Origin of the sequence: Rhizobium sp. Root1204 (assembly GCF_001424965.1) — a bacterium.
Lineage (GTDB): Bacteria > Pseudomonadota > Alphaproteobacteria > Rhizobiales > Rhizobiaceae > Pararhizobium.
Genome location: NZ_LMCZ01000043.1, coordinates 198,964 through 219,139, shown reverse-complemented (window position 1 = coordinate 219,139; position 20,176 = coordinate 198,964). Strand labels below are relative to the sequence as shown.

Annotated in this window: 16 protein-coding genes; 8 read left to right on the top strand and 8 right to left on the bottom strand. The window is 59.7% G+C overall.

Annotated features, from left to right (window positions below):
* Positions 1-96: 96 nt before the first annotated feature.
* Together ASC96_RS30355 and ASC96_RS30350 are read left to right on the top strand one after the other, a co-directional pair.
* Positions 97-507 (top strand): carboxymuconolactone decarboxylase family protein, encoded by a 411-nt coding sequence (locus tag ASC96_RS30355; RefSeq protein ID WP_060506774.1) that lies wholly within the window; start codon positions 97-99, stop codon positions 505-507.
* A gap of 103 nt (positions 508-610) precedes the next feature.
* Complete coding sequence (locus tag ASC96_RS30350; RefSeq protein ID WP_060506807.1) at positions 611-3,082, top strand: UvrD-helicase domain-containing protein; 2,472 nt, start codon at positions 611-613, stop codon at positions 3,080-3,082.
* Positions 3,083-3,285: 203 nt separating this feature from the next.
* On the opposite strand, the gene ASC96_RS30345 is transcribed toward ASC96_RS30350, so the two are convergent.
* From ASC96_RS30345 to ASC96_RS30335, 3 genes are all read right to left on the bottom strand, one after another.
* Positions 3,286-3,570: a GIY-YIG nuclease family protein gene (locus ASC96_RS30345; RefSeq protein WP_060506806.1), complete on the bottom strand. Its 285-nt coding sequence runs from the start codon at positions 3,568-3,570 to the stop codon at positions 3,286-3,288.
* Between the two features lie 114 nt (positions 3,571-3,684).
* Positions 3,685-5,181: a nucleobase:cation symporter-2 family protein gene (locus ASC96_RS30340; protein WP_244482382.1), complete on the bottom strand. Its 1,497-nt coding sequence runs from the start codon at positions 5,179-5,181 to the stop codon at positions 3,685-3,687.
* 200 nt (positions 5,182-5,381) lie between these two features.
* On the bottom strand, positions 5,382-7,184 hold the full coding sequence (locus tag ASC96_RS30335) for a diguanylate cyclase (RefSeq protein ID WP_060506804.1): 1,803 nt from the start codon (positions 7,182-7,184) through the stop codon (positions 5,382-5,384).
* A 192-nt stretch (positions 7,185-7,376) separates the two neighbouring features.
* Here ASC96_RS30335 and ASC96_RS30330 point away from each other — a divergent pair, with 192 nt between their 5' ends.
* Positions 7,377-9,593 carry an adenylate/guanylate cyclase domain-containing protein gene (locus ASC96_RS30330; RefSeq protein ID WP_060506773.1) on the top strand — a complete coding sequence of 739 codons (2,217 nt, stop codon included), beginning with the start codon at positions 7,377-7,379 and terminating at the stop codon, positions 9,591-9,593.
* Between the two features lie 43 nt (positions 9,594-9,636).
* Here ASC96_RS30330 and ASC96_RS30325 read toward each other — a convergent pair whose 3' ends face one another.
* Together ASC96_RS30325 and ASC96_RS30320 are read right to left on the bottom strand one after the other, a co-directional pair.
* Positions 9,637-10,584, bottom strand: a complete 948-nt coding sequence (locus ASC96_RS30325) for a FecR domain-containing protein (protein ID WP_060506772.1) — start codon at positions 10,582-10,584, stop codon at positions 9,637-9,639.
* A 226-nt stretch (positions 10,585-10,810) separates the two neighbouring features.
* Entirely contained in the window at positions 10,811-11,890 is a 1,080-nt protein-coding gene (locus ASC96_RS30320; protein ID WP_244482380.1) for a DUF2778 domain-containing protein, read from the bottom strand.
* Between the two features lie 873 nt (positions 11,891-12,763).
* Between ASC96_RS30320 and ASC96_RS30315 the strand changes: the two genes are divergently transcribed.
* Positions 12,764-14,014, top strand: coding sequence for a GGDEF domain-containing protein (locus ASC96_RS30315; RefSeq protein WP_060506770.1), 1,251 nt, complete (start codon positions 12,764-12,766; stop codon positions 14,012-14,014).
* Positions 14,015-14,085: 71 nt separating this feature from the next.
* Entirely contained in the window at positions 14,086-14,583 is a 498-nt protein-coding gene (locus ASC96_RS30310) for a CreA family protein (RefSeq protein ID WP_060506769.1), read from the top strand.
* Between the two features lie 6 nt (positions 14,584-14,589).
* On the opposite strand, the gene pncA is transcribed toward ASC96_RS30310, so the two are convergent.
* The 3 genes from pncA to ASC96_RS30295 all read right to left on the bottom strand — a co-directional run bounded on the left by pncA (position 14,590) and on the right by ASC96_RS30295 (position 17,820).
* Positions 14,590-15,219, bottom strand: coding sequence for a bifunctional nicotinamidase/pyrazinamidase (gene pncA / locus ASC96_RS30305; protein ID WP_060506768.1), 630 nt, complete (start codon positions 15,217-15,219; stop codon positions 14,590-14,592).
* Positions 15,220-15,379: 160 nt separating this feature from the next.
* Positions 15,380-15,844: a chemotaxis protein CheW gene (locus ASC96_RS30300; RefSeq protein ID WP_037096270.1), complete on the bottom strand. Its 465-nt coding sequence runs from the start codon at positions 15,842-15,844 to the stop codon at positions 15,380-15,382.
* A gap of 2 nt (positions 15,845-15,846) precedes the next feature.
* Positions 15,847-17,820: a methyl-accepting chemotaxis protein gene (locus ASC96_RS30295; protein WP_112834599.1), complete on the bottom strand. Its 1,974-nt coding sequence runs from the start codon at positions 17,818-17,820 to the stop codon at positions 15,847-15,849.
* A gap of 168 nt (positions 17,821-17,988) precedes the next feature.
* Here ASC96_RS30295 and ASC96_RS30290 point away from each other — a divergent pair, with 168 nt between their 5' ends.
* The 3 genes from ASC96_RS30290 to ASC96_RS30280 all read left to right on the top strand — a co-directional run bounded on the left by ASC96_RS30290 (position 17,989) and on the right by ASC96_RS30280 (position 20,110).
* The gene (locus tag ASC96_RS30290; RefSeq protein ID WP_060506766.1) at positions 17,989-18,255 is read left to right on the top strand and encodes a hypothetical protein; all 267 of its coding nucleotides are present in this window, start codon (positions 17,989-17,991) and stop codon (positions 18,253-18,255) included.
* 104 nt (positions 18,256-18,359) lie between these two features.
* Positions 18,360-18,959 (top strand): SCO family protein, encoded by a 600-nt coding sequence (locus ASC96_RS30285; protein ID WP_060506765.1) that lies wholly within the window; start codon positions 18,360-18,362, stop codon positions 18,957-18,959.
* A 20-nt stretch (positions 18,960-18,979) separates the two neighbouring features.
* Entirely contained in the window at positions 18,980-20,110 is a 1,131-nt protein-coding gene (locus tag ASC96_RS30280) for an NAD(P)/FAD-dependent oxidoreductase (RefSeq protein WP_060506764.1), read from the top strand.
* The last annotated feature ends 66 nt before the right edge of the window (positions 20,111-20,176 follow it).

Here is a 20,176-nt window from a genome sequence, read left to right as displayed (position 1 = left end):
GCAATTGTAACAAAAGCCCTTTTCGGTCCCTCGCGCCCTTCCCGGCGCTCGACAGCACGTCCTCGCGGCTCTAACCTTGGCTGATCGGAGGGCCTCATGAGCACCATCGCAAAACACCACGATTCGGAATCCAATCCTCGCGTCAAAGCCGTCTTCGACGACATCCGCGCGACCCGCAAATCCGATTTCATCAACAATATGTGGCACTATCTCGCCTTCGATGCCGATCTGCTCGAAACCACCTGGGCCGAGGTCAAAGCCGTGATGGCAACGCCGTCGGCGCTCGATCCGCTCGTGAAAGAGATGCTCTACATCGCCGTCTCCGTCACCAATGGCTGCGGCTACTGTGCACATTCGCATACGGCAGCCGCCAAAGCCAAGGGCATGACGGCCGAACAGCACGCCGATCTGCTGCGTGTCATCGCCCTGGCCGCCAAGACCAACCAGCTCGCGACCGCTCTGCAGCTCCCCGTCGATCCAACCTTCGATGCCGATCATCGACCCTGATCGCGGCCAAAAAGCGGTTGTCTCCACAGGCAAGCTGGACATTCTGGAATAAAAGCAGAACGGAATTCTGGCCTTTCGGCTCCGAATCACTACATTGAGCCGCATGAGCAATGGTTTTGACGATATTCCCTTCTTTGATGAGGAACCGGCGCCGCGTCCACAGCGTGGCCTGAGCCCGCAACCGGCCCCGCCTGCCCCTGCTAGCGGCATCGCTGCGCGTGCCATGGCCGCCCGGGACCAGCACCGTGCGCCCGATTATCTTTCCGGCCTCAACCCGGAACAGCGCGAAGCCGTGGAAACGCTGGACGGCCCGGTTCTGGTGCTGGCTGGTGCGGGCACCGGCAAGACCCGCGTGCTCACCACCCGCATCGCCCATATCCTCGCCTCCGGCCGCGCTTTCCCCTCTCAGATCCTCGCCGTGACCTTCACCAACAAGGCCGCCCGCGAGATGAAGGAGCGTGTCGGCGTTCTCGTCGGTGGCGCCGTCGAAGGCATGCCGTGGATGGGCACATTCCACTCAATCGGCGTCAAGCTCCTGCGCCGCCATGCCGAACTGGTCGGCCTGAAATCCTCCTTCACCATCCTCGATACCGATGATGTCGTGCGGCTGGTCAAGCAGTTGATCCAGGCCGATGGCATTGATGACAAGCGCTGGCCTGCCAAACAGTTCGCCCAGATGATCGATGGCTGGAAGAACAAGGGCCTTGGCCCTGCCGAAATCCCCGAAGGCGACGCCCGCTCGTTTGCCAATGGCAAGGGCCGCGAACTCTATGCGGCCTATCAGGCCCGGCTGATGACGCTGAACGCCTGCGACTTCGGCGATCTTTTGCTGCATCCGATCCGCATGTTCCGCACCAATCCGGATATCCTGCGCGAATACCACGACAAATTCCGCTATATCCTCGTCGACGAATACCAGGATACCAACACCGCTCAGTATATGTGGCTGAGACTGCTCGCCCAACGGCCGAAGGGCGTGCCGCAGAACGTCTGCTGCGTTGGTGACGACGACCAGTCGATCTATGGCTGGCGCGGTGCCGAGGTCGACAACATCCTGCGTTTCGAGAAGGATTTTCCGGGCGCCAAGGTGATCAAGCTCGAGCGCAATTATCGCTCCACCGAACATATTCTCGGTGCCGCCGGCCATTTGATCGCCCACAATGAAGGCCGCCTCGGCAAGACGCTGTTCACTGACCGCGTCGATCCCAACGACGACAAGGTGCAGGTCCACGCCGCCTGGGATTCCGAAGAGGAAGCCCGCGCCGTCGGCGAGGAGATCGAACAACTCCAGCGCACCAAGCATCCGCTCAACAACATGGCGATCTTGGTGCGCGCCTCTTTCCAGATGCGCGAGTTCGAAGACCGGTTCGTCACGCTCGGCCTGAATTACCGCGTCATCGGCGGCCCGCGCTTCTATGAACGCCTCGAAATCCGCGATGCGCTCGCTTACTTCCGTCTCGTCTGCCAACCGGCCGACGATCTTGCCTTCGAGCGTATCGTCAACACGCCCAAGCGCGGCCTTGGCGACACGACGGTGCGCGCCCTGCACGATTATGCCCGCAAGCGCGATATCCCGATGCTGGCGGCCGCGGCTGATATCATCGAAACCGATGAAATGAAGCCCAAGCCCCGAAAGTCGCTGTTCGACGTCGTCTCGATGTTCCAGCGCTGGCAGGGGTTGCTTGAAAACACACCGCATACCGAGCTCGCCGAAACCATTCTCGAAGAGTCCGGCTATACGGATATGTGGAAGAACGACAAATCCGCCGAAGCGCCGGGCCGACTGGAAAACCTGAAGGAACTCGTCCGCTCGATGGAAGCGTTCGAGAGCATGCGCGGCTTCCTCGAGCACATCGCGCTGGTGATGGATGTCGAGCAGAATGCCGAACTCGACGCGGTCTCGATCATGACGCTGCATTCAGCCAAGGGACTGGAATTCGAGACTGTCTTCCTGCCCGGCTGGGAGGAAGGCCTGTTTCCACACCAGCGTGCGCTCGACGAAGGTGGCCGTTCCGGTCTCGAGGAAGAACGCCGCCTTGCCTATGTCGGCCTGACCCGGGCAAAACGCCGCTGCCATATCTGGTTCGTCTCCAACCGCCGCATCCATGGCCTGTGGCAATCGACGCTGCCCTCACGCTTCCTCGACGAACTGCCGACGGCCCATGTCGAAGTCTCTGAAGCCGAACAGTCCTACGGCGGCTACAATCGCGGCGGCTACGGCCAGTCGCGCTTCGACAAGCAGGAGCCGTTCGCCAACACCTATTCCACCCCCGGCTGGAAACGCGCCCAGGCCAACAAGACCGACGCCACCCGCGACAACTGGGGCAACCGCTCCGGCGTGTCCATCGAGCGTATCGGTTACGGCGAAAGTGGCCCCAAAGCCCGTACCATCGACGGCGAACTGATCGCCAAGTCGAAGGTCGATGAACCCTCGAAATTCTCCGTCGGCGACCGGGTGTTTCACATCAAATTCGGCAATGGGAATATTGCGGCGATCGAAGGCAACAAGCTGACGATTGACTTTGATCGGGCCGGACAGAAGCGGGTGCTCGACGGGTTTGTAGAGAAGGTGTGACCGATAGGCGTGGGGGTGGATCCTCGGGTCTAGCCCGAGGATGACTGCTTTGGGGATGCGGTAGCTTGAACGGCACCCGGACCGACCAGTCCACTATCCGCTGGCTCAACCAAGTTCATCAACTCCGCGGCTACACTGAGTATCTTCGCAGACTACACCAAGTCCGTCATCCTCGGGCTAGCCCCGAGGATCCACGCCCAAACCTACCAAAGCTCGTGATACAAATCCCGCCAGTCCGGATTCATCGCCTCGATCAATTCTATCTTCCGCTGCCGGTACCAGCGCTTGAGCGATTTCTCGCGCTGGATCGCAGTGCCGATGGATAAATGTTCTTCGTACCAGACGAGTTGATTGCAGCCATATTTGGCGGTGAACCCAGGTGTCATCGCTTCTCGATGCTGGAAAATACGGCGTTCGAGATCGGAAGTCACACTGATGTAAAGCGTTCCTCGCCTGTGATTGGTGACGATGTAGACATAGCCCGCCATGGTTGCAATCATGATTCGGAATGGATCCTCGGGTCAAGCCCGAGGATCCATATCGGCAGAGCGCGGCCCGCTTCTTTCTTGAAGCAAGGCCGCTCAAAAACCTGACCGGCTGGCCTAATGCCCGTGCGCCCCTCCCGGCTGCGCCATAACCGGCACTTCGTTGCCCTTGGCATCGTAAAGCTTGCCACCTTGAAAATAGTCGCCGTCGTGCAGCTCCGAAATATCCTGGTACCGCAGGCTGCGTTCCGTTCCCGCCACGAAGACGGACTGCTGGTCCGAATTTCCCGTCCGGAAATGATTGAACAACAGGTTGAGCGAAATCGCCATGATCGCCGAGGACGAGATGCCGGAATGGAAGATCGTCTCGAACCAGCCGGGGAACTGATGGTAGAAATGCGGTGCGGCGATCGGGATCATGCCGAAACCGAGCGAGGTGGCAACGATGATCAGGTTCATGTTGTTGTTATAATCGACCTTGGAGAGCGACCGGATGCCGCTTGCCGCCACCGTGCCGAACAACACGATACCTGCGCCGCCGAGAACGGACGGCGGAATGGCGGCGATCACCCGTCCCATCACCGGCAAGAGACCGAGCGTCACCAGGATGAGACCTCCAGCCGCGACGACATAACGGCTTTTCACGCCCGTCACGGCCACCAGTCCGACATTCTGGGCAAAGGCGCTCTGTGTGAACGAACCGAACACCGGCGCGATCAGGCTCGACAGCATGTCGGCGCGCAACCCGTTGCCAAGCCGTTTTGAATCCACTTTCGTCTCGATAATTTCACCGACAGCGAGAATATCGGCTGAAGTCTCCACCAGAATGACCATCACGACGATCAACATCGAAATCACAGCAGCCAGATGAAACACCGGCAGGCCGAAGTGAAACAGCGACGGCAGGGCAACAATCGGCCCGTCTCCAACCTTGGAGAAATCAGCCATGCCGAAAAACACGGCGGCGATCGTCCCGATGATCATCGCAAGCAGGATGGACAATCTCGAAATCGAGGCACTGCCAAGCTTGCTCAGCAACAGCACGACCAACAGCGTCAGCGCCGCAAGGCCGATATTGGACATACTGCCAAAATCGGGCGCATTGCGGTTTCCGCCCATCGCCCAATTGGCCGCCACCGGCATCAGCGTCAGCCCGATCGTGGTGATGACAATGCCATTGACCAGTGGCGGAAAGAACTTCGTAATCCGCGACAGCACTGGCGTGATCAGCAAACCTACAAACGATGCGACCATGACGGCACCGAGCACCGCCGGCAGCCCGCCCGCCTCGCCGCCACCGCTGAGGATCGCGACGATGGTCGCGACACTGGCAAAGGAAACGCCCTGCACCAGCGGTAACTGGCAGCCGAAGAACGGCAGGCCGATCGTCTGGAGCAGCGTTGCAAGACCACCGGCGAACAGCGATGCGGTGATCAAAAGGCCGATTTCAGCTGGTGAAAGACCGGCGGCCTGCCCGACGATCAACGGCACGGCGACAATACCGCCATACATGGTCAACACATGCTGCAGTCCATAGACCACAGTCGCGCCAGCCCCCAGCCGTTCGTCTTCGGGCCTCACCAAGGGTGCAGTTTCAACATTTCTCTGCAGCAAAACCACTCCTCCCAGAATACGTTCGTGCTTCCATGCATTTCTCCCGAATGCACGTTGTGAAACCATAGCGGGCCAACGATTTTTGACTGTATGCGTTTTTTTTGAAAGTGTTTTTGCGTTTAGAGGTGAACGCCACGCCTGGCAGGCGTTTTGCAGGCCGCCTAACGGCGTGAAGAAAGCCTGTGACAGATAAGCTGCTTCTACGCGGAATCCTGCATGTCGCCCAGGATCAATTTTCCGGCCGATACCGTCATGTTGCGCCCGCTCGCCTTGGCATTCAGGAGCGCTGCATCTGCCCGCGTCAGCAATGTCGGCACCGTTCCGCCTGCGGGAGCGGATGCAACGCCGATGGAAACGGCCACCGATCCTAGGATTCGGCCGCGGTGCGACAAGGGCGCCGTCGCGATCCTGGTCCTTAGCTGTTCGGCAAATTCGAAGCCTGCCGCCTCAGTCATCCCCGGCAGGAGCACGGTGAATTCCTCGCCGCCAAAGCGGTAGGCACTACCGGATTCCCCCACCGTGTCGATGACGATCTGCGCCACATATTGCATGACGACATCGCCGGCATCATGCCCGAACTCGTCGTTGAAGCGCTTGAAATAATCGATATCGATCATCAGGCAGGCCAGCGGATCGGTTGCCTCCTCGCGTGCGTGGCGGTTGAGGGTCTCATCCAGCCAGCGCCGGTTGAACAGCCCCGTCAGCGCATCGCGCACGGCAAGATGGGTGAGCTTCTCGCGCAATTGAAGATTGGCAACGGCAAGGCCGATGTTTTCTGCAATCAGCTCCAGATAGAGGCGTGAGGTTTCGACGTCCGTCACCGCCCCGGAACGCTCCTCGAAATACAGAAGCCCGATCGTATCGCCCTGCGCCGTCAGCGGTACGCAAAGACCGGCGACATTGGTCTCCTCGAGATGCTGGCAGGCAATGTCGCTGTGACCGCGGTTGCTCAGATGCGGACGGCCCCGCCGCAGTCCCCAGCAGGCGCTGGACGCAAAGGATGCTGCCGATTGCTGCGGATCGAGCCAGCTTCCAACGGTCGACAGCAGTGTCCGGCTTTCGTTCAAGACATAGAGGTGACCGGCGAGATTGGGAAATATCTGCGGTGCGAACCGCGCCACCACGTCGGCCAGTTCGCTCTGCGTTTGGCAAGCTTGCAGCCGGTGCATCATCTGCAGGATCAAATCCTTGGTCTGCTGGTCGAGCCGGCTCTCCGCATCCAGCCGGTCGCGTTCCAGCCCATTGGCACGAAAAATATGGATGGCTTCGTTCATTTCGCCGATTTCATCGCGGCGCTGATCCAGCGGAACGTCCACGGCATAATCCTGCTTTGCCAGCCGTGTAACGATACCGGTCATACGCGTCAGCGGCATGGCGATGCGGCGCTTGAGGACGAAATAGAGAACACCGAGGAACAGTGCCGCCGTCAGCCCCAGCATCGTCTTGGCGACGACACCGAACCAGTCGCTTCGTAACCGCGCAGCATTCAGCGCAGCGCCGGTACGGGCCCCGGTCAGATCGCGAAACCGCCCGACACTATCGAGCAGATCCGTCTGCAGGCGTTCATGTTCAGCACCAAAGAGTGCCTCCCGTGCTGCCGCTTGATCGCCGTTGCGATAGGTGCCAATAGCGGCAGCCTCGATCTTGTCCAGTGCCTCGGCATCCAGCTCGACCTCTTGAAGCGCTGCCAGTTCTGCGGATGAGGCGCCCTGTTCCTTGATACTCTTGATCGCCGCCTCACGGCGGCGCTCCTCGCCTTCCTTCGCGTGAAACGCTTCCAGATGGCGTTCGTCACCGCGCATGACATACAGACGGGCTTCGTCGCTTCGCTCCTCGGCCCCGAGCGCCAATTCTTCCGCGAGCGTATCCAGCGCCAGATGCTCTTCGACCGCCAACCGCTCCTCGTTGGCACTGTTGGTGGACAGGATGAAAGCGCCGCCCGAAAGCACGGTCAGGACGACTGTCACGCCGTAGGCCCAATTCGTGATCGCATTGATTCGCATGAAAGCCACCCCCAGAGAGTGTAGACGGGATTAAAGCACGGTGCTCGCGGTGGCAATTCCCCAACCTTGCGCACACGGGCGCGCTGACCCGCTGTCTCATAAGGAGGCACTCCCAAAGCCAGATATGCCTGTTTTCCCCATTGTCATCGCTTGTGCTAAGTTCAACCGGTCTTAGGGGTGGATGGCATAGTCATGACACGCGCGCAGCAAATTGGCGTCATTGTCGGTCTGGTGATTGTCGCGATCCTTACGATCCTGCGGGCAAGCGACCCGCCGCTGCTGCGACAGGCCCGCGAAGTCGCATTTGATGAATATCAGCGCATCGCGCCGCGTACCTTTCAGGATATGCCGGTTCATGTATTGGACATAGACGAAGCTTCGCTTGAGGAGTTCGGCCAGTGGCCGTGGCCACGGGATCGGATGGCTAAGCTGGTCGTCCGCCTTTCCGCCATGGGCGCTTCTGCGATCGCCTTTGACATCCTCTTTTCAGAGCCCGACCGTCTTTCGCCCCGCACCGTCATTCGCGACATCGCGGGGATCGACCCGTCGCTGCTTGCGCGACTGCCGGACAATGACGAAATTTTCGCGCAAGCGATTGCCGGGAAACCCGTCGTGCTCGGGTTTGCACTGTCGAACAAAGGAAACAGCCGCCCCGAAATGAAGGCCGGCTTTGCCTTTACCGGTGAGCCGCCGTTCAATGCACCCCCGCAAATCCTCGGTTCAACGCCGCTGCGGCCGCAACTTGAGGCCAATGCCGCAGGTCTCGGGCATATCAGCCTGACGCCCGGCGACCCGTCGTCGGTGGTGCGCACCGTACCCTTGCTGCTCAGCGACGGCGAACAACTCTATCCAAACCTTGCACTGGAAGCATTGCGCGTCGCCCAGGGCGCCTCCACCTATCTGCTCGCAGATGCGGCCGATGTGCCCGACACGATAACCAGGATCAAGATTGGCGACTTCGTCGTTCCGGTGACCGCCGCGGGAGAATTGTGGCTCCATGTCACGCCTGACAATGCCGGCCGCTATATTTCAACGCGGGAACTGCTGGCTGACGGCGATATCCCGGAAGGGACAGCAGCCAAGATCAACGGCAGCATCATCTTCGTGGGCACGTCCGCCGCCGGCCTTCAGGACATAAGAACAACGGCGCTCGGCGAAAATGTCCCTGGTGTCTCGCTTCAAGCCCAGATCGTTGAGCAGATTCTGTCAGGGCATTTTCTGTCGCGCCCCGATTGGGCCGATGGACTTGAAATCCTGTCTATCGCGGTGGCGGGCAGCCTGCTGGTTTTCCTGACCACCTTTCTCAGTCCGGCAATTGCGCTGGCCTGCGGCCTTTCGATCACAGCGCTCGCTCTTGCCGCATCATGGAGTGCATTCATCTATGGCGGGCTTCTCTTCGACCCGCTGGCACCCATTGTCAGCGGCTCCATCACGCATTTCGCCGCAACGGCATTCCGGTTTCTGGTGATAGACCGGGAGCGGCGCGAAGTCCGGCTGGCCTTCGGTCACTACCTTTCCCCATCACTGCTCTATCGCATCGAGCACACCCAGAACGCCCTACGTCTTGGCGGCGATGACCGGGAACTGACGGTAATGTTTGTCGATGTCAGAAATTTCACCGAGATCAGCGAACGGTTGACGCCCGCCGAAGTCGTCGGCTTCCTGAACACCTTTCTTGACGCGCTAAGCCGTCACGTCATCGCCAACGAAGGCACGCTCGACAAGTTTATCGGCGACTCGATCATGGCTTTCTGGAATGCACCCGTCGATGTCACCGATCATCCTGGGAAAGCGGTCCGTGCGGCGCTGGGTATGCGGGAGACCCTTGCCCGTCTCAATGCCGAGGACGCCTTCGGATTTGGACTCGAGCGGACCGTTGGTATTGGCATAGGCATTCATACCGGCCTCGCCTGCGTCGGCAATATGGGCGCGGAGACGCATTTCAACTATTCCGCCGTTGGCGATACCGTCAACGTCACAGCGCGTATTGAAACAGCCTGCAAGGAGGTCTGTTTCGACATACTCATCTCGGAGAGCACCGCGGATCGCGCGTCGCATTATGCCTTGCTGGAAGCCGGCGCTTTGCCGCTCAAGGGCAAGAGTACAAGGACGCGCACCTTCGCGGTGATCGGCGACGACCGTGTCGCCGCCTCCGCAGAGTTTCACGATCTGAAAAGCATCCATCTGCAGATGATCGAAGCACTGGCGTCCAAGTCCCCGGTCATACGAAAACTCCTGCAGGCCGCAAAAGTGAAGGCAACTGTACTACCGGTCAATTTGACAGAGTTCTATCGCCGCATCTCACGCAGGACCGAACATTTTTCGCACAGCGCGGCTCAAAAGGAAGACGATGGCCCCATCTACGCAAGTGGCGCCCCGGAAATACCGTCCTCCAGCCCTACCCGCTGAATATCCGGTCCCAGTCGTCCTGGCCCCGTCATAGCGCCATTGGTCATCGGTTACCGGGCCTGTCAGGCTCGTTACGATCGCCATTGCCCCTATCGTTCTTGTCGTGGTTACGGTCATGATCCGGCCTGTCATGGTCGGGTCTGTCATGATCCGGTCTGTCACGGTCTGGCTTATCACGATCCGGCTTGTCCCGGTCTGGTTTGTCCTTGTCCGGTTTATCCTTGTCCGGTTTATCACGATCTGGCTTGTCGCGGTCCGGTTTTTGCTCCTTGGGCGTTGGTCGCACTTGCTTGGGAACATCGTTCGGCTTGATATCGACCGCTCTCGCAAGACCACAACCGCCGTAACCGCCGCTGGCGGTAAGCTTTTGACTGCCGGACAGGAATGGCAGAGCCTTGGTGGTGCCAAGTGTGGTAAAGATGCCGCGATCAACCCGGCGGACATCGGTCACGGCACCGCTGCGTCTGGCGACGACGTAATCGCAACGCCGCATCAACTGCCGGCAACCACCCGCCCCACAAAAACTCGCCGCGCCGCCGAGCAGCACCACGGCCGTCGTCCCATCCCCACCGATATAGAAATCGAAGGCCGTTCCTCGCACGCCGATCGTCCCGGCCGGCGTCAAAATTTCATAGGCTGTGTGGTTGGATTTTCCGCTGACCCAGCGAAAAGTCCCTTTGGCAGCCTTGATTGTCAGCTTCTTCACGGAATTGGAGCCGTCGAAAACGAATTTATCGACCACGACGGATGAGCCCCATCCAACCGCGAGCTTGGTCCCGTCCCGGAAGATAAACTGGCCGAGGCCCGATTTTGACGTTCGGATCCGCTCGTCCTGGAACACCGGGTCGTTGATTGACAGGTCGCCACGCGTGCCCGTCACGGCAGTTTTGATTTCAACCGCCTTGCCGATCGACTCAACAGCCTTCAATGGCGCAACATCGAAGGCCAGCAAACCAAACGCAATGACGCCTACTCGATAAGGAGCAAACATTTCCCCCTCCCAATACCTTATATTAGCATATCTTAAATGACATGTCTTTCGGTCTGTAATGGGTAGATGGAGGCGTAGAAACGAGGGGCAAAGCTGGGCTGGCCCTGTGTGTGAAACCGTTGGCGAGGGGATGGTGTGATAAAACGCATCCAGGCCGCGAAACCATTCAGATTTCGCGGCCTGGATGCGTATCGTCAGATTTTGCCGAAAATCGAAGCGCGCCGGTCTACGCGCCCTTGGAAAACAGCGAAGCAAAGGTGCGCTTGGGAGCTGAGAAACCCTTCATGCTCTTGACGATGACCATATGAGTGATCTCGCCGCGTTTGAACGCCTTCAGGAAGCGGGGATATTCCTCAAAGGCGACGCAGCCATGGGAATCGCCGCGGTTTCTCAGGAGATAGCTGTGCGCGAGCAGGCCGTCACGGCCATGCGGCGCGACGCCATCCACCGGGGTCAGGCGAACTGCGGCGACACCATGAAAGAGCGACTCGCGCATCGTCACCTTGTAGGTTCCGGGCGGTGTCGGCCCCTTCATCTTGACGTGAACGTAATCGGGATTGTCGCGCATCTTGCCGATACCGGAATGCGCTTCCAGCCTCTCGCCGTTCGGCATGTAGACGACGCCGGCCGAGATGTCATAGTAGGCCACCCCTCGCTTGCCGCGGAACGACGGACGAACCTCGTTGTCGTCGTCCATCGGCAAATCAGGCTTGGCGTAGGCAAGCTCCTTGGCTGCCGGCTTCGTTGCCTTGTCATCGGACTTGCGGACGGCATCGGCGATGCCGCGCGGTTTCGCCAATGGCACCGGTCCGAGATCAGGAAGCATGCCGTTCAGCGACGATGCCGGTTCCGGCATGACCAGACTGAAGGGCTTGCCAAGTCCCTGTTCTTTCAATGACACGGTCTCGACAAGCGCGTTGGCCGTGACCGGCGTCGAGCCGGTAATGATCGCATCGCCTCTGGCCGCAGCAGCCGTCGCCAGCGCCAGAACCTGCGTCTTTTCGGCAAAATCCACAGCGGGCTTGGCCATCGCGATTGCGGCCAGGCTCTTTTGCGGAACCGCCGTGGCGACGAGATTCATACGCGGCAGAACGGTGATCCGCGAAAACTTGGAAAGATGTACAACACGCTGTTGCGGGGTGGCGTGGATGATCGGTTTGAGCCCCAATGAAGCCTCAAGCCGCGGACCTTTGTTGGACGGCAGTGACGAGCCCATGCCCTGCATCGCCGCGAAAGTCGCGACCATCCATATGGAAGCGGCAATGCCGATGCCGGTAACGGTCGCCCCCGCGAGCAAACGCGACAACGGCCTGGAACGCGCGCCCGGTCGGCCGGAAGATGCGGGATGACTGCATTTTTCTGCTGCAAACGCCATGATACTCGTTACCCGAAACGCATTACTCAATCGGAGAGCAACAAGGCACATTGCCGCCGAGGCCGGTCCAAAGCCCAGTTTGCGCCAAATTGCGCGCTTGCCGGGGCCTGCCGGTCGATCAAAAGAATGACAAAGTATGGTAACCAATTCCTTTACACGGGCTCCAAGAAAATCAGGGAGCATGGTGGGCACAGGAGAGCGGCACCTGCCGCAGGCAAAAAAGCGATGAGGACAACCCTCCCCGCCCAGGACATCATGGTCTGGCAATCAGTTGGAACTCCGGCGCATCAACGCCTGCGTTCAACCTGAAGCTCAAAAAACTGCATTTGCGTCCGGTCTCAGAGCTTTTATTTTTGGCGAGAATAAGGAGACGCTCACATGATCCGTGGTTTTTATCGGCAGCAGCCTGCTCCTGGCCCGGCAACATGCGTGATCCAGGCCGCCTGGAACGAGGAGACGGCGCCGCCTTCGGCATGGCGATTTCTGCAGCTTAGGGTCACAGTTATCCTTTGAGTTGCGCATTCGCGCCACCCGTTTCTTACGCGCTGGATTTTTCCTCTATCCCCTGCCGCCGGGGCGTTTTGGAGCCTGACGGAACATCGGGGCAGCCTGGATTTGAGGAGCCCGGAGGCATTTCCCGCTTCACGCAACGTATACCCGTGGAAATTGCACCCTATTGCCGGACTGATTAAAATTGCTGCGATTTTCGATTAAAAAAATTAAGTCGCTGAGACTACGAATTTGGCCTTATCCGCTTCACCGGACCAAACTTTTTTGAGCACCACCCGGCAGGAATCCGCGCCTATGAGCTTTCTTTCCGCTATTGCAGTCATTTCCCTTTTGGTCACATTTCCCGTGCTCCTGTCGCTGCGCAAAACCGGCGTGCCGGGGGTCGCAAGCTTCAGTGCAGCGTGTTTTTTGACAGCACTTGCGGCATCTGTGGCCCTGACGGCCAGCATCGTTCCTGTGTGGTTTCACACGGTAGCCGGCGGGATACTGATAGTCGCCGCCGGACTTGTGATGCTCAGCGGCTTTCGGCAGTTCCTGGGCTGCACGCTCCCCGGAGCATGGCTGATCGCCGTCAGCCTTGCAGGTGTCTCCGCAGCACTACTGTTCTTCAGCCACGGCGCTCATAGTCACCTGGCACGCATCGTGATCGGCAACGGGCTTTTGAGCCTCATCTGCGTTCTCATCGGCGCGACCATCCTGCGCCATTGGCCAGAGGAACGGGCGATCGCACCATACATGCTGTTTTGCTGCGTCATGGCTTTCCTGGTCGCTCTCCTTCATGCCTTTCGGGTCGTAACGGCCATGACCGGCTTCGACCTTGTGAACAGTATGCTTGCTCCGCCGATGTGGGCGACAGCCTTCCTTGCGGCACGCCTGCTGATCATGCCGCTGTTCTTTCTGGGCATCATCCTGATGCTGCATGGCTGGATGATCACCAATCTCCGCCACATGATCGCCCATGACGACCTGACCGGTGCCCTGTCACGCCGCGCCTTCATGACCGCGTTCGAGCGCATGTTTGCGGCGGCCACGGGATCCCGGCAGCAGACGGCGTTCATGCTGCTGGATCTGGACAGGTTCAAGCAGATCAATGACCTTCATGGGCATGCCGGTGGAGACGCAGCCCTTGTCCACTTCACCCGGATCGCTCACGCGACATTGGCAGGCCGGGGTATCCTCGGGCGCCTGGGCGGCGAAGAATTCGGTATCGCCCTTGCCGGCGCTGGCCGGTTGGAGGTGGCGGAGATTGCCGAGGCGATCTGCACCGCTGTCAGAACGACCCCCGTGCAGACCAACAGTGACTTGGAAATTGGCCTGACGGTCAGCATCGGCATAGCCATGGTCGATCCCGGCGGCTCGTTGTCCGATGCCATGGTACAGGCGGACGTGGCACTTTATGAGGCAAAGGCATTGGGACGTGACGGGCTGAGCATGGCCGGAAGCCTTCATGCCGCATCTGTTGCCAGCGCCCGCGCCCTTGCCGGCGCCGCAGCCCAGATGCGCGCTGCCATAGGACCGGGCCAACCGCTTTCTAGCACGGGTTGATATGCGCGCAGGCCGCTTGCATTGGCGGCTGCCTATCCTATTTCAGTGGCATCGTATCCGGAGAACCAACAATGCCACTTCCCATCCGCTTCATCAGCGCCTGCGCTTTTCTCGCGACAAGCCTCGCCGGTCTTTCCGCGCAAGCCGAAACGGTCGGGGAAGTCGGCGTCGACTGGCTCGGCAATGACATTACCATCGATGCAGTCAGCGATCCCAAGGTCGCGGGCATCACCTGCCATGTCACCTATTTCGACCGCAGCGTCATCGATCGCCTCAAGAACGGCAACTGGTTCGAGGATCCCTCCAACAATTCGATCTCCTGCCGCCAGACCGGTCCGGTGACGATCGGCGACATCGAGCTTGGCCAGGGAGGCGAGGAAGTGTTCCGCGAGGGTCTCTCCCTCGTCTGGAAGAAGCTGGTGGTCACCCGCGTTTACGACAAGAAGAACAACACGCTGATTTATCTCGCCCATTCGAGAGAGTTGACCGATGGCTCCGCCAAGATGTCGATCTCCACCATTCCGCTGTTTGAGCAGCCGGTTACCTGGACAAACGGTACGCCGAAATAGTCGATTCTACTCCTTTGCGAAAACGTCCCTGGATGCGATGACGTGAACGCCCGCGGCCTTCATCTCGTCAATCGCAGCTTCAACACCGGCCGCATCGATGCCGCGGCTTGCATCGGCAATGAAGCGGACGCTGACAGCGGGCAACAGCGCCTTGGCATCAAGCGCCGAAGCCTTGACGCAATAATCAGTCGCTAGACCGCAGATATCGAGCGTGCCAACACCCGCCCGCGTGAGATAATCCGAAAGTCCTGTTAGCGCCGACTGATCATTGTCGCGAAAAGCGGAATAGCTGTCGACGTTGCGATCTTCGCCCTTGCGCTGCACGTGGTCGATGCCCGCAATATTGAGGCCGGGATGGAAGTCTGCGTCAAGGGTTCCCTGGACGCAATGATCCGGCCAAAGCACCTGCGGCTTGCCGCTGAGCGTGCCCGTGTCGAAGGGCTTGCTGCCCGGGTGCTGCGATGCGAAACTGCCATGATCGGCCGGGTGCCAGTCCTTCGAGGCGACGACGAGATCATATTGGCCTTCGGCGATCAGCCGATTGATGATCGGCACGACCTCCTCACCATTAGGTACCGCAAGGTTTCCTCCTGAACAAAAACCGTTCTGGATATCGACGAGCAGCAGGCATCTCACGGGTCATCTCCTGAAATTAGGCTTCGCGCAGACATGCTATTCGCAACGGCTAAAGCGCACAATGAGGTAACGCGTTTCGCAAGTCGTACCGCCTGTCCAAACGCCAAAAAACGCCACCCGGTTCACGGATGGCGTCCTTGTTCCATTCAGCGTGGCTTGTTTAAGCGGCCTGCGCCAGTTCGTCGGCGATGACCGTATCGAGATTGAGGAAGCAGACCATGGTCTTTTCCAGCGCCACGATGCCGCGGCAGAAGGCACGCTGTGCTTCTGGAATAATTTCCGGCGCCGGCTGCAAGGCCTCACTCTTGATGGTCATCATGTCGGAGACCTGTTCGACCAGGAGACCGACCAGCTTGCCGGCAATGTCAGTGACGATGATCGCCGAGCGCTCCGACGGCTCCGTCATCTTCATGCCGAGACGGCAGGCCATGTCGATGACCGGGATCACCGCGCCGCGCAGGTTGATGAGGCCAAGAACGTATGGCGGCGTGTGCGGCATAGGGGTGACCGGCGCCCAGCCGCGGATTTCGCGGATCGCCATGATATCGATGCAGAATTCCTGATCGCCCAGGTGGAACGAGACGATTTCCAGATAGGCACCGGACTGCTTGATTGCGTTTGACATGATCAGAACTCTTCCCAATTTTCGGCGGAACCCGATGCCTTCGGCACGGATGACGCGGGGCTGTTGAAGGCACCCGCCAGCTTGCCCATCAGGGCTTTGGCGGGAGATGGTGCTGGACGCGCTGTCGCTGGCGTGGCGACGCGAATAGGCTGGGGAATGGGGCGGGCAGACGCACCGCTGAGCTGGAACTGGCCGATCAGAACGGTCAGACCTTCAGCGTCCTGTGCCAACGTATGGCTGGCAGCATTGGTCTGTTCGACCATGGCAGCATTCTGCTGGGTCATCTGATCGAGTTGGCCGATCGCCGTGTTGATTTCCTGCAGGCCGACCGACTGCTCACGAGCGGCATTGACGATCGACGTCATATGCCCGTTGATCCGCGCCACATCGGTGCCGATCCGGCCAAGCGCCTCGCCGGTTGCCTGCACCAGCTTGACGCCGGTGCCGACTTCGCTGCTGGAACGGCCGACAAGCACCTTGATATCCTTGGCAGCACCAGCCGCGCGCTGGGCAAGTTCGCGCACTTCCTGGGCGACGACAGCAAACCCCTTGCCCGCCTCGCCGGCGCGTGCTGCCTCGACACCGGCATTCAGCGCAAGCAGATTGGTCTGGAAGGCGATCTCGTCGATCACATTGATGATCTTGCCGATTTCGGAGGAGGCGTTCTCGATCCGGGCCATGGCTTCGACAGCCTCGCGGACGATACGGCCGGATTCCTCGGCATTGCTGCGGGTTTCGCCGACCATCTGGCTCGCTTCTTCGGCGCGCTGCGTGGCGGTGCGCACAGTCACGGTGATCTGGTCGAGCGCCGCGGATGTTTCTTCCAGCGAGGCAGCCTGCTGTTCGGTCCGCTTGGCGAGATCGTCGGCCGCACCACGCATCTGCCGGCTGTTCGACTGGATCGAGTTGCTGTTTTCCTGAACGTTGGACAAGACGCCCTGAAGCTTCTCGACTGTGTGGTTGAAGTCCCGGCGCAGTGTCTCCAGGTCGTGGCGGAAGGGCTGATCGATCGTCGCGGTCAGGTTTCCATCGGACAGGCGGTTGAGCCCCTGCCCCAGTGCGGTGACTGCGCGCTGAACTTGGCGCGCCTCTTCAGCACTGGCAGCTTCGCGCGCTTCACGCTCGATCTCGTTTTCAGTCCGGCTTGCCGCCGCTGCCTGCTCAAGTTCGCGCTTTTCGACGGCAGCAGCCCGGAACATCTCGACCGAACGCGCCATCTCGCCAATTTCATCGCCGCGTCTCACGGCTTCAACAGCCGCCTGATAATCGCCACCAAGAATCCGCTGCATGCTGTCGCGGATAGCAAAGACACCCCGGCGAAGAATGTTGCCGTGGAAACAAAGCAGCGCCAGGAGCGACGCCATGGCGAGAAGCCCAAGCGCGAGCTGCAACTGGATGGATTGAGCCGACCGTACCGTTGCTTCGGCGACACGGGCGCCAAGCGCAATCCCCGCCTCATCGTAGAGCTTGCCGAGCGACATGGTCATGCGCTCGCCCGCCCCATCAATCGCATCATCGACCGCATCGAACGCTTCCGGCGCTGCACCGTCCTCGACCATCTTCTTCAAATCGGTCTGAATGACCTTGGTCATCTCGGTGAGATCAGCATCGAACGTCGCCATGATCTCTGGCTTGCCGACCGAGGCGGCCAACTCCATCGCCGCCGGTTTTCCGGCCTCCAGCACCGCGATCGAATCAGCAATCAGCTTCTGGCGCTCCTGCGACACCTGGCGATCGCCACGATCAACGATCACATCCATCGCCACCAGCGTCAGCTCGACGCTTGTCAGCCGCATGGTGCTGGCATTCTTGATCGCGTTCTGGGCAACGATCGCGCGGTCCAACGCCTGATCCACCCGTGAATTTTCATACCAGCCGACGGCGAGCATCGAACCGAAGCCGACAAAGGCGGCGAGCCCCAGCGTGGCCAGCCGCTGGCTGAGGGAAAGTTTGCGATCGATCATTGCAGGAGACATCATGCGGCATTGATCCAGTTCTTGAATGCAGCGGTGAGCGCACAAATTCGGGAGAGCGTTGATGCGCAGGACCGGACTGGATAAAAACCGGCGACGTCATGTCAGCAAGGGATAGGCACCCCTTCACGCGCCTAGAACATGGCAAACACAAATTAAACTTTTGCTAAAATGATTGCCGAATTCTTGGGCAAAATAGCTCTGGCAGGCCTCGCGGCGCATTGCCGCCCCTTGGCGAAACGACTTTCAAAATTGGCGTTGGCAGGATATCATCTCGGCATGCATGACGAAGCCAGGAAACAGCCGCAGAACCTGATGATCGCCGCTATTGGTGGTGTTTTCCTGCTCCTGTGCCTTGCCGCCTTTATCGGATGGATCGTCCAGGGGCCGGAAATTTTGCTCACGATGGCCGAAAACGGCATGTCCTGGTGTTTCTGACGAAGCCTGCCGCATTTTGACGCTAGCGGCGTAATCTTTTGCAACCTCAGAACCAAACCGCTATCTGAACAGCGATATTTGGCAGGTTTTGAGCGGACATCATCATGAAAACACTTCGCATCGTTCTTTGGGCGGCCGTTGCCGTCGTCGCAGCTTCACTTGGCTGGATCAGCTATCAGATGACCACCGGCAAGGAAGAGATCGCCGCCGGTCCATTCGGGGTACCCTTCGAACTGGTTTCGCAGACCGGACAACCGATCACGCAGGCAGCCTTTACCGGCAAGCCGACAGCCCTGTTCTTCGGCTTCACCCATTGCCCGGAAGTCTGCCCGACCACCCTGTTCGAGCTGAACGGCTGGCTGGAAAAGGTCGATCCCGACGGCACCAAACTGCAGGCCTATTTCATCAGCGTCGATCCGGAACGCGATACGCCGGAAGTCCTCGGGCAGTATGTCTCCAACGTCTCCAAGCGCATCACCGGCATTTCCGGTCCGCCGGCCCAGGTCATGGAAATGGTCAAGGGTTTCCGGGTCTATGCCAAGAAAGTTCCGCTGGACGAAAAGAACCCTGGCGGCGACTATACGATGGATCATACTGCATCGGTGTTCCTGCTCGATTCCAAAGGCAAGTTCAGCGGCACGATCGCCTATGAGGAAAATCCGGAAACCGCAGTCAAGAAACTGGAAAACCTGACCAAGAGATAAAGGGTCGCCACGAGGGCCTGATGGGTGAGCGCAGCGAAAAGTCCATTCTGATCGCCGGGGCCGGCCCAACCGGGCTGACCTTGGCACTCGAACTGGCGCGGCGGGGCCTGAAATCCCGTATCGTGGCAAAGGCGGCCGGGCCAACCCCCATCCACGAAAGCCGCGCGCTTGGCGTCAATGCCAGGACCCTGACACTGCTGGAAGCCTCTGGCGTCAGCGCTTTGATCCTTGCCAAGGCCAGGCGACTTACGAAATTCAAGATACTGGCCGCCGGCAAACCATTGGCGACGGTCGAGACAGAAAGTTTCCGCAGCCGCTATTGCCCAATCCAGATCCTGGCCCAGGGCGAAACGGAACGGCTGCTGCTGCAAAGACTGTCAGCATTCGGCATCTTTCCGGAATGGTCGACCGAACTCACCACTGTGTCCGGCGACGTCGAAAAGCCGGTAATCACCCTGCAGCATGCCAACGGCCGGGTCGAAACGGCCGAGCCGGACGTGCTGGTCGGCGCGGACGGCGCCCATTCAGCCGTGCGCAAAGCCTTTGGTTTTGGCTTTCCGGGCAATGCCATCGAAAGCCGTTTTTTCCTCGCGGATTATCGCTATGCACAGCCGGTCGACACCGGTTTCATCGAACTGAATTTCCTCAATCCCGGCGTGCTCGGCCGGTTACCAGTGAACGAGGATACACTGCGCTACCTTTCAACGGACGCAGATTTCGAAACCCGCATCGAACATCCAGCGATGGTGCTGGAGCGAACCTGGAGTTCCGAATTCCGGATCAGCTTCCGCCACGTCGAAACCATGAGCCGTGGCCATGTATTTCTGGCCGGAGACGCCGCCCATGTGCATTCACCGGCTGGCGCACGCGGCATGAATCTCGGCATCGAGGACGCCTGCTGGCTTGCCTTTCTGATATCGGAAGGCCGCGAACAGGAATATTCCAGCCTGCGGATTCCGGCGGTCAAAACCGTGCTCAAGGATACCCGGCGCAATACGGCCTTCATCACGCTGAAAAACCCGGTCCTGACAGGACTGCGCTCGCGCCTGCTGCCACTGGTCGATCACCTTCCCAGCGTTTCGACTGCCTTTCTGCGCAATGCTGCCGGTCAGGACACCCCGCCTCCCCCCTGGATTCCCGGCGCGCAATAGGCGCTGCGCTTTACCTCGCATCGCCCGGCATGCTAGAGCGCCGCAAGCCGCCCCGACGGCAAGCAC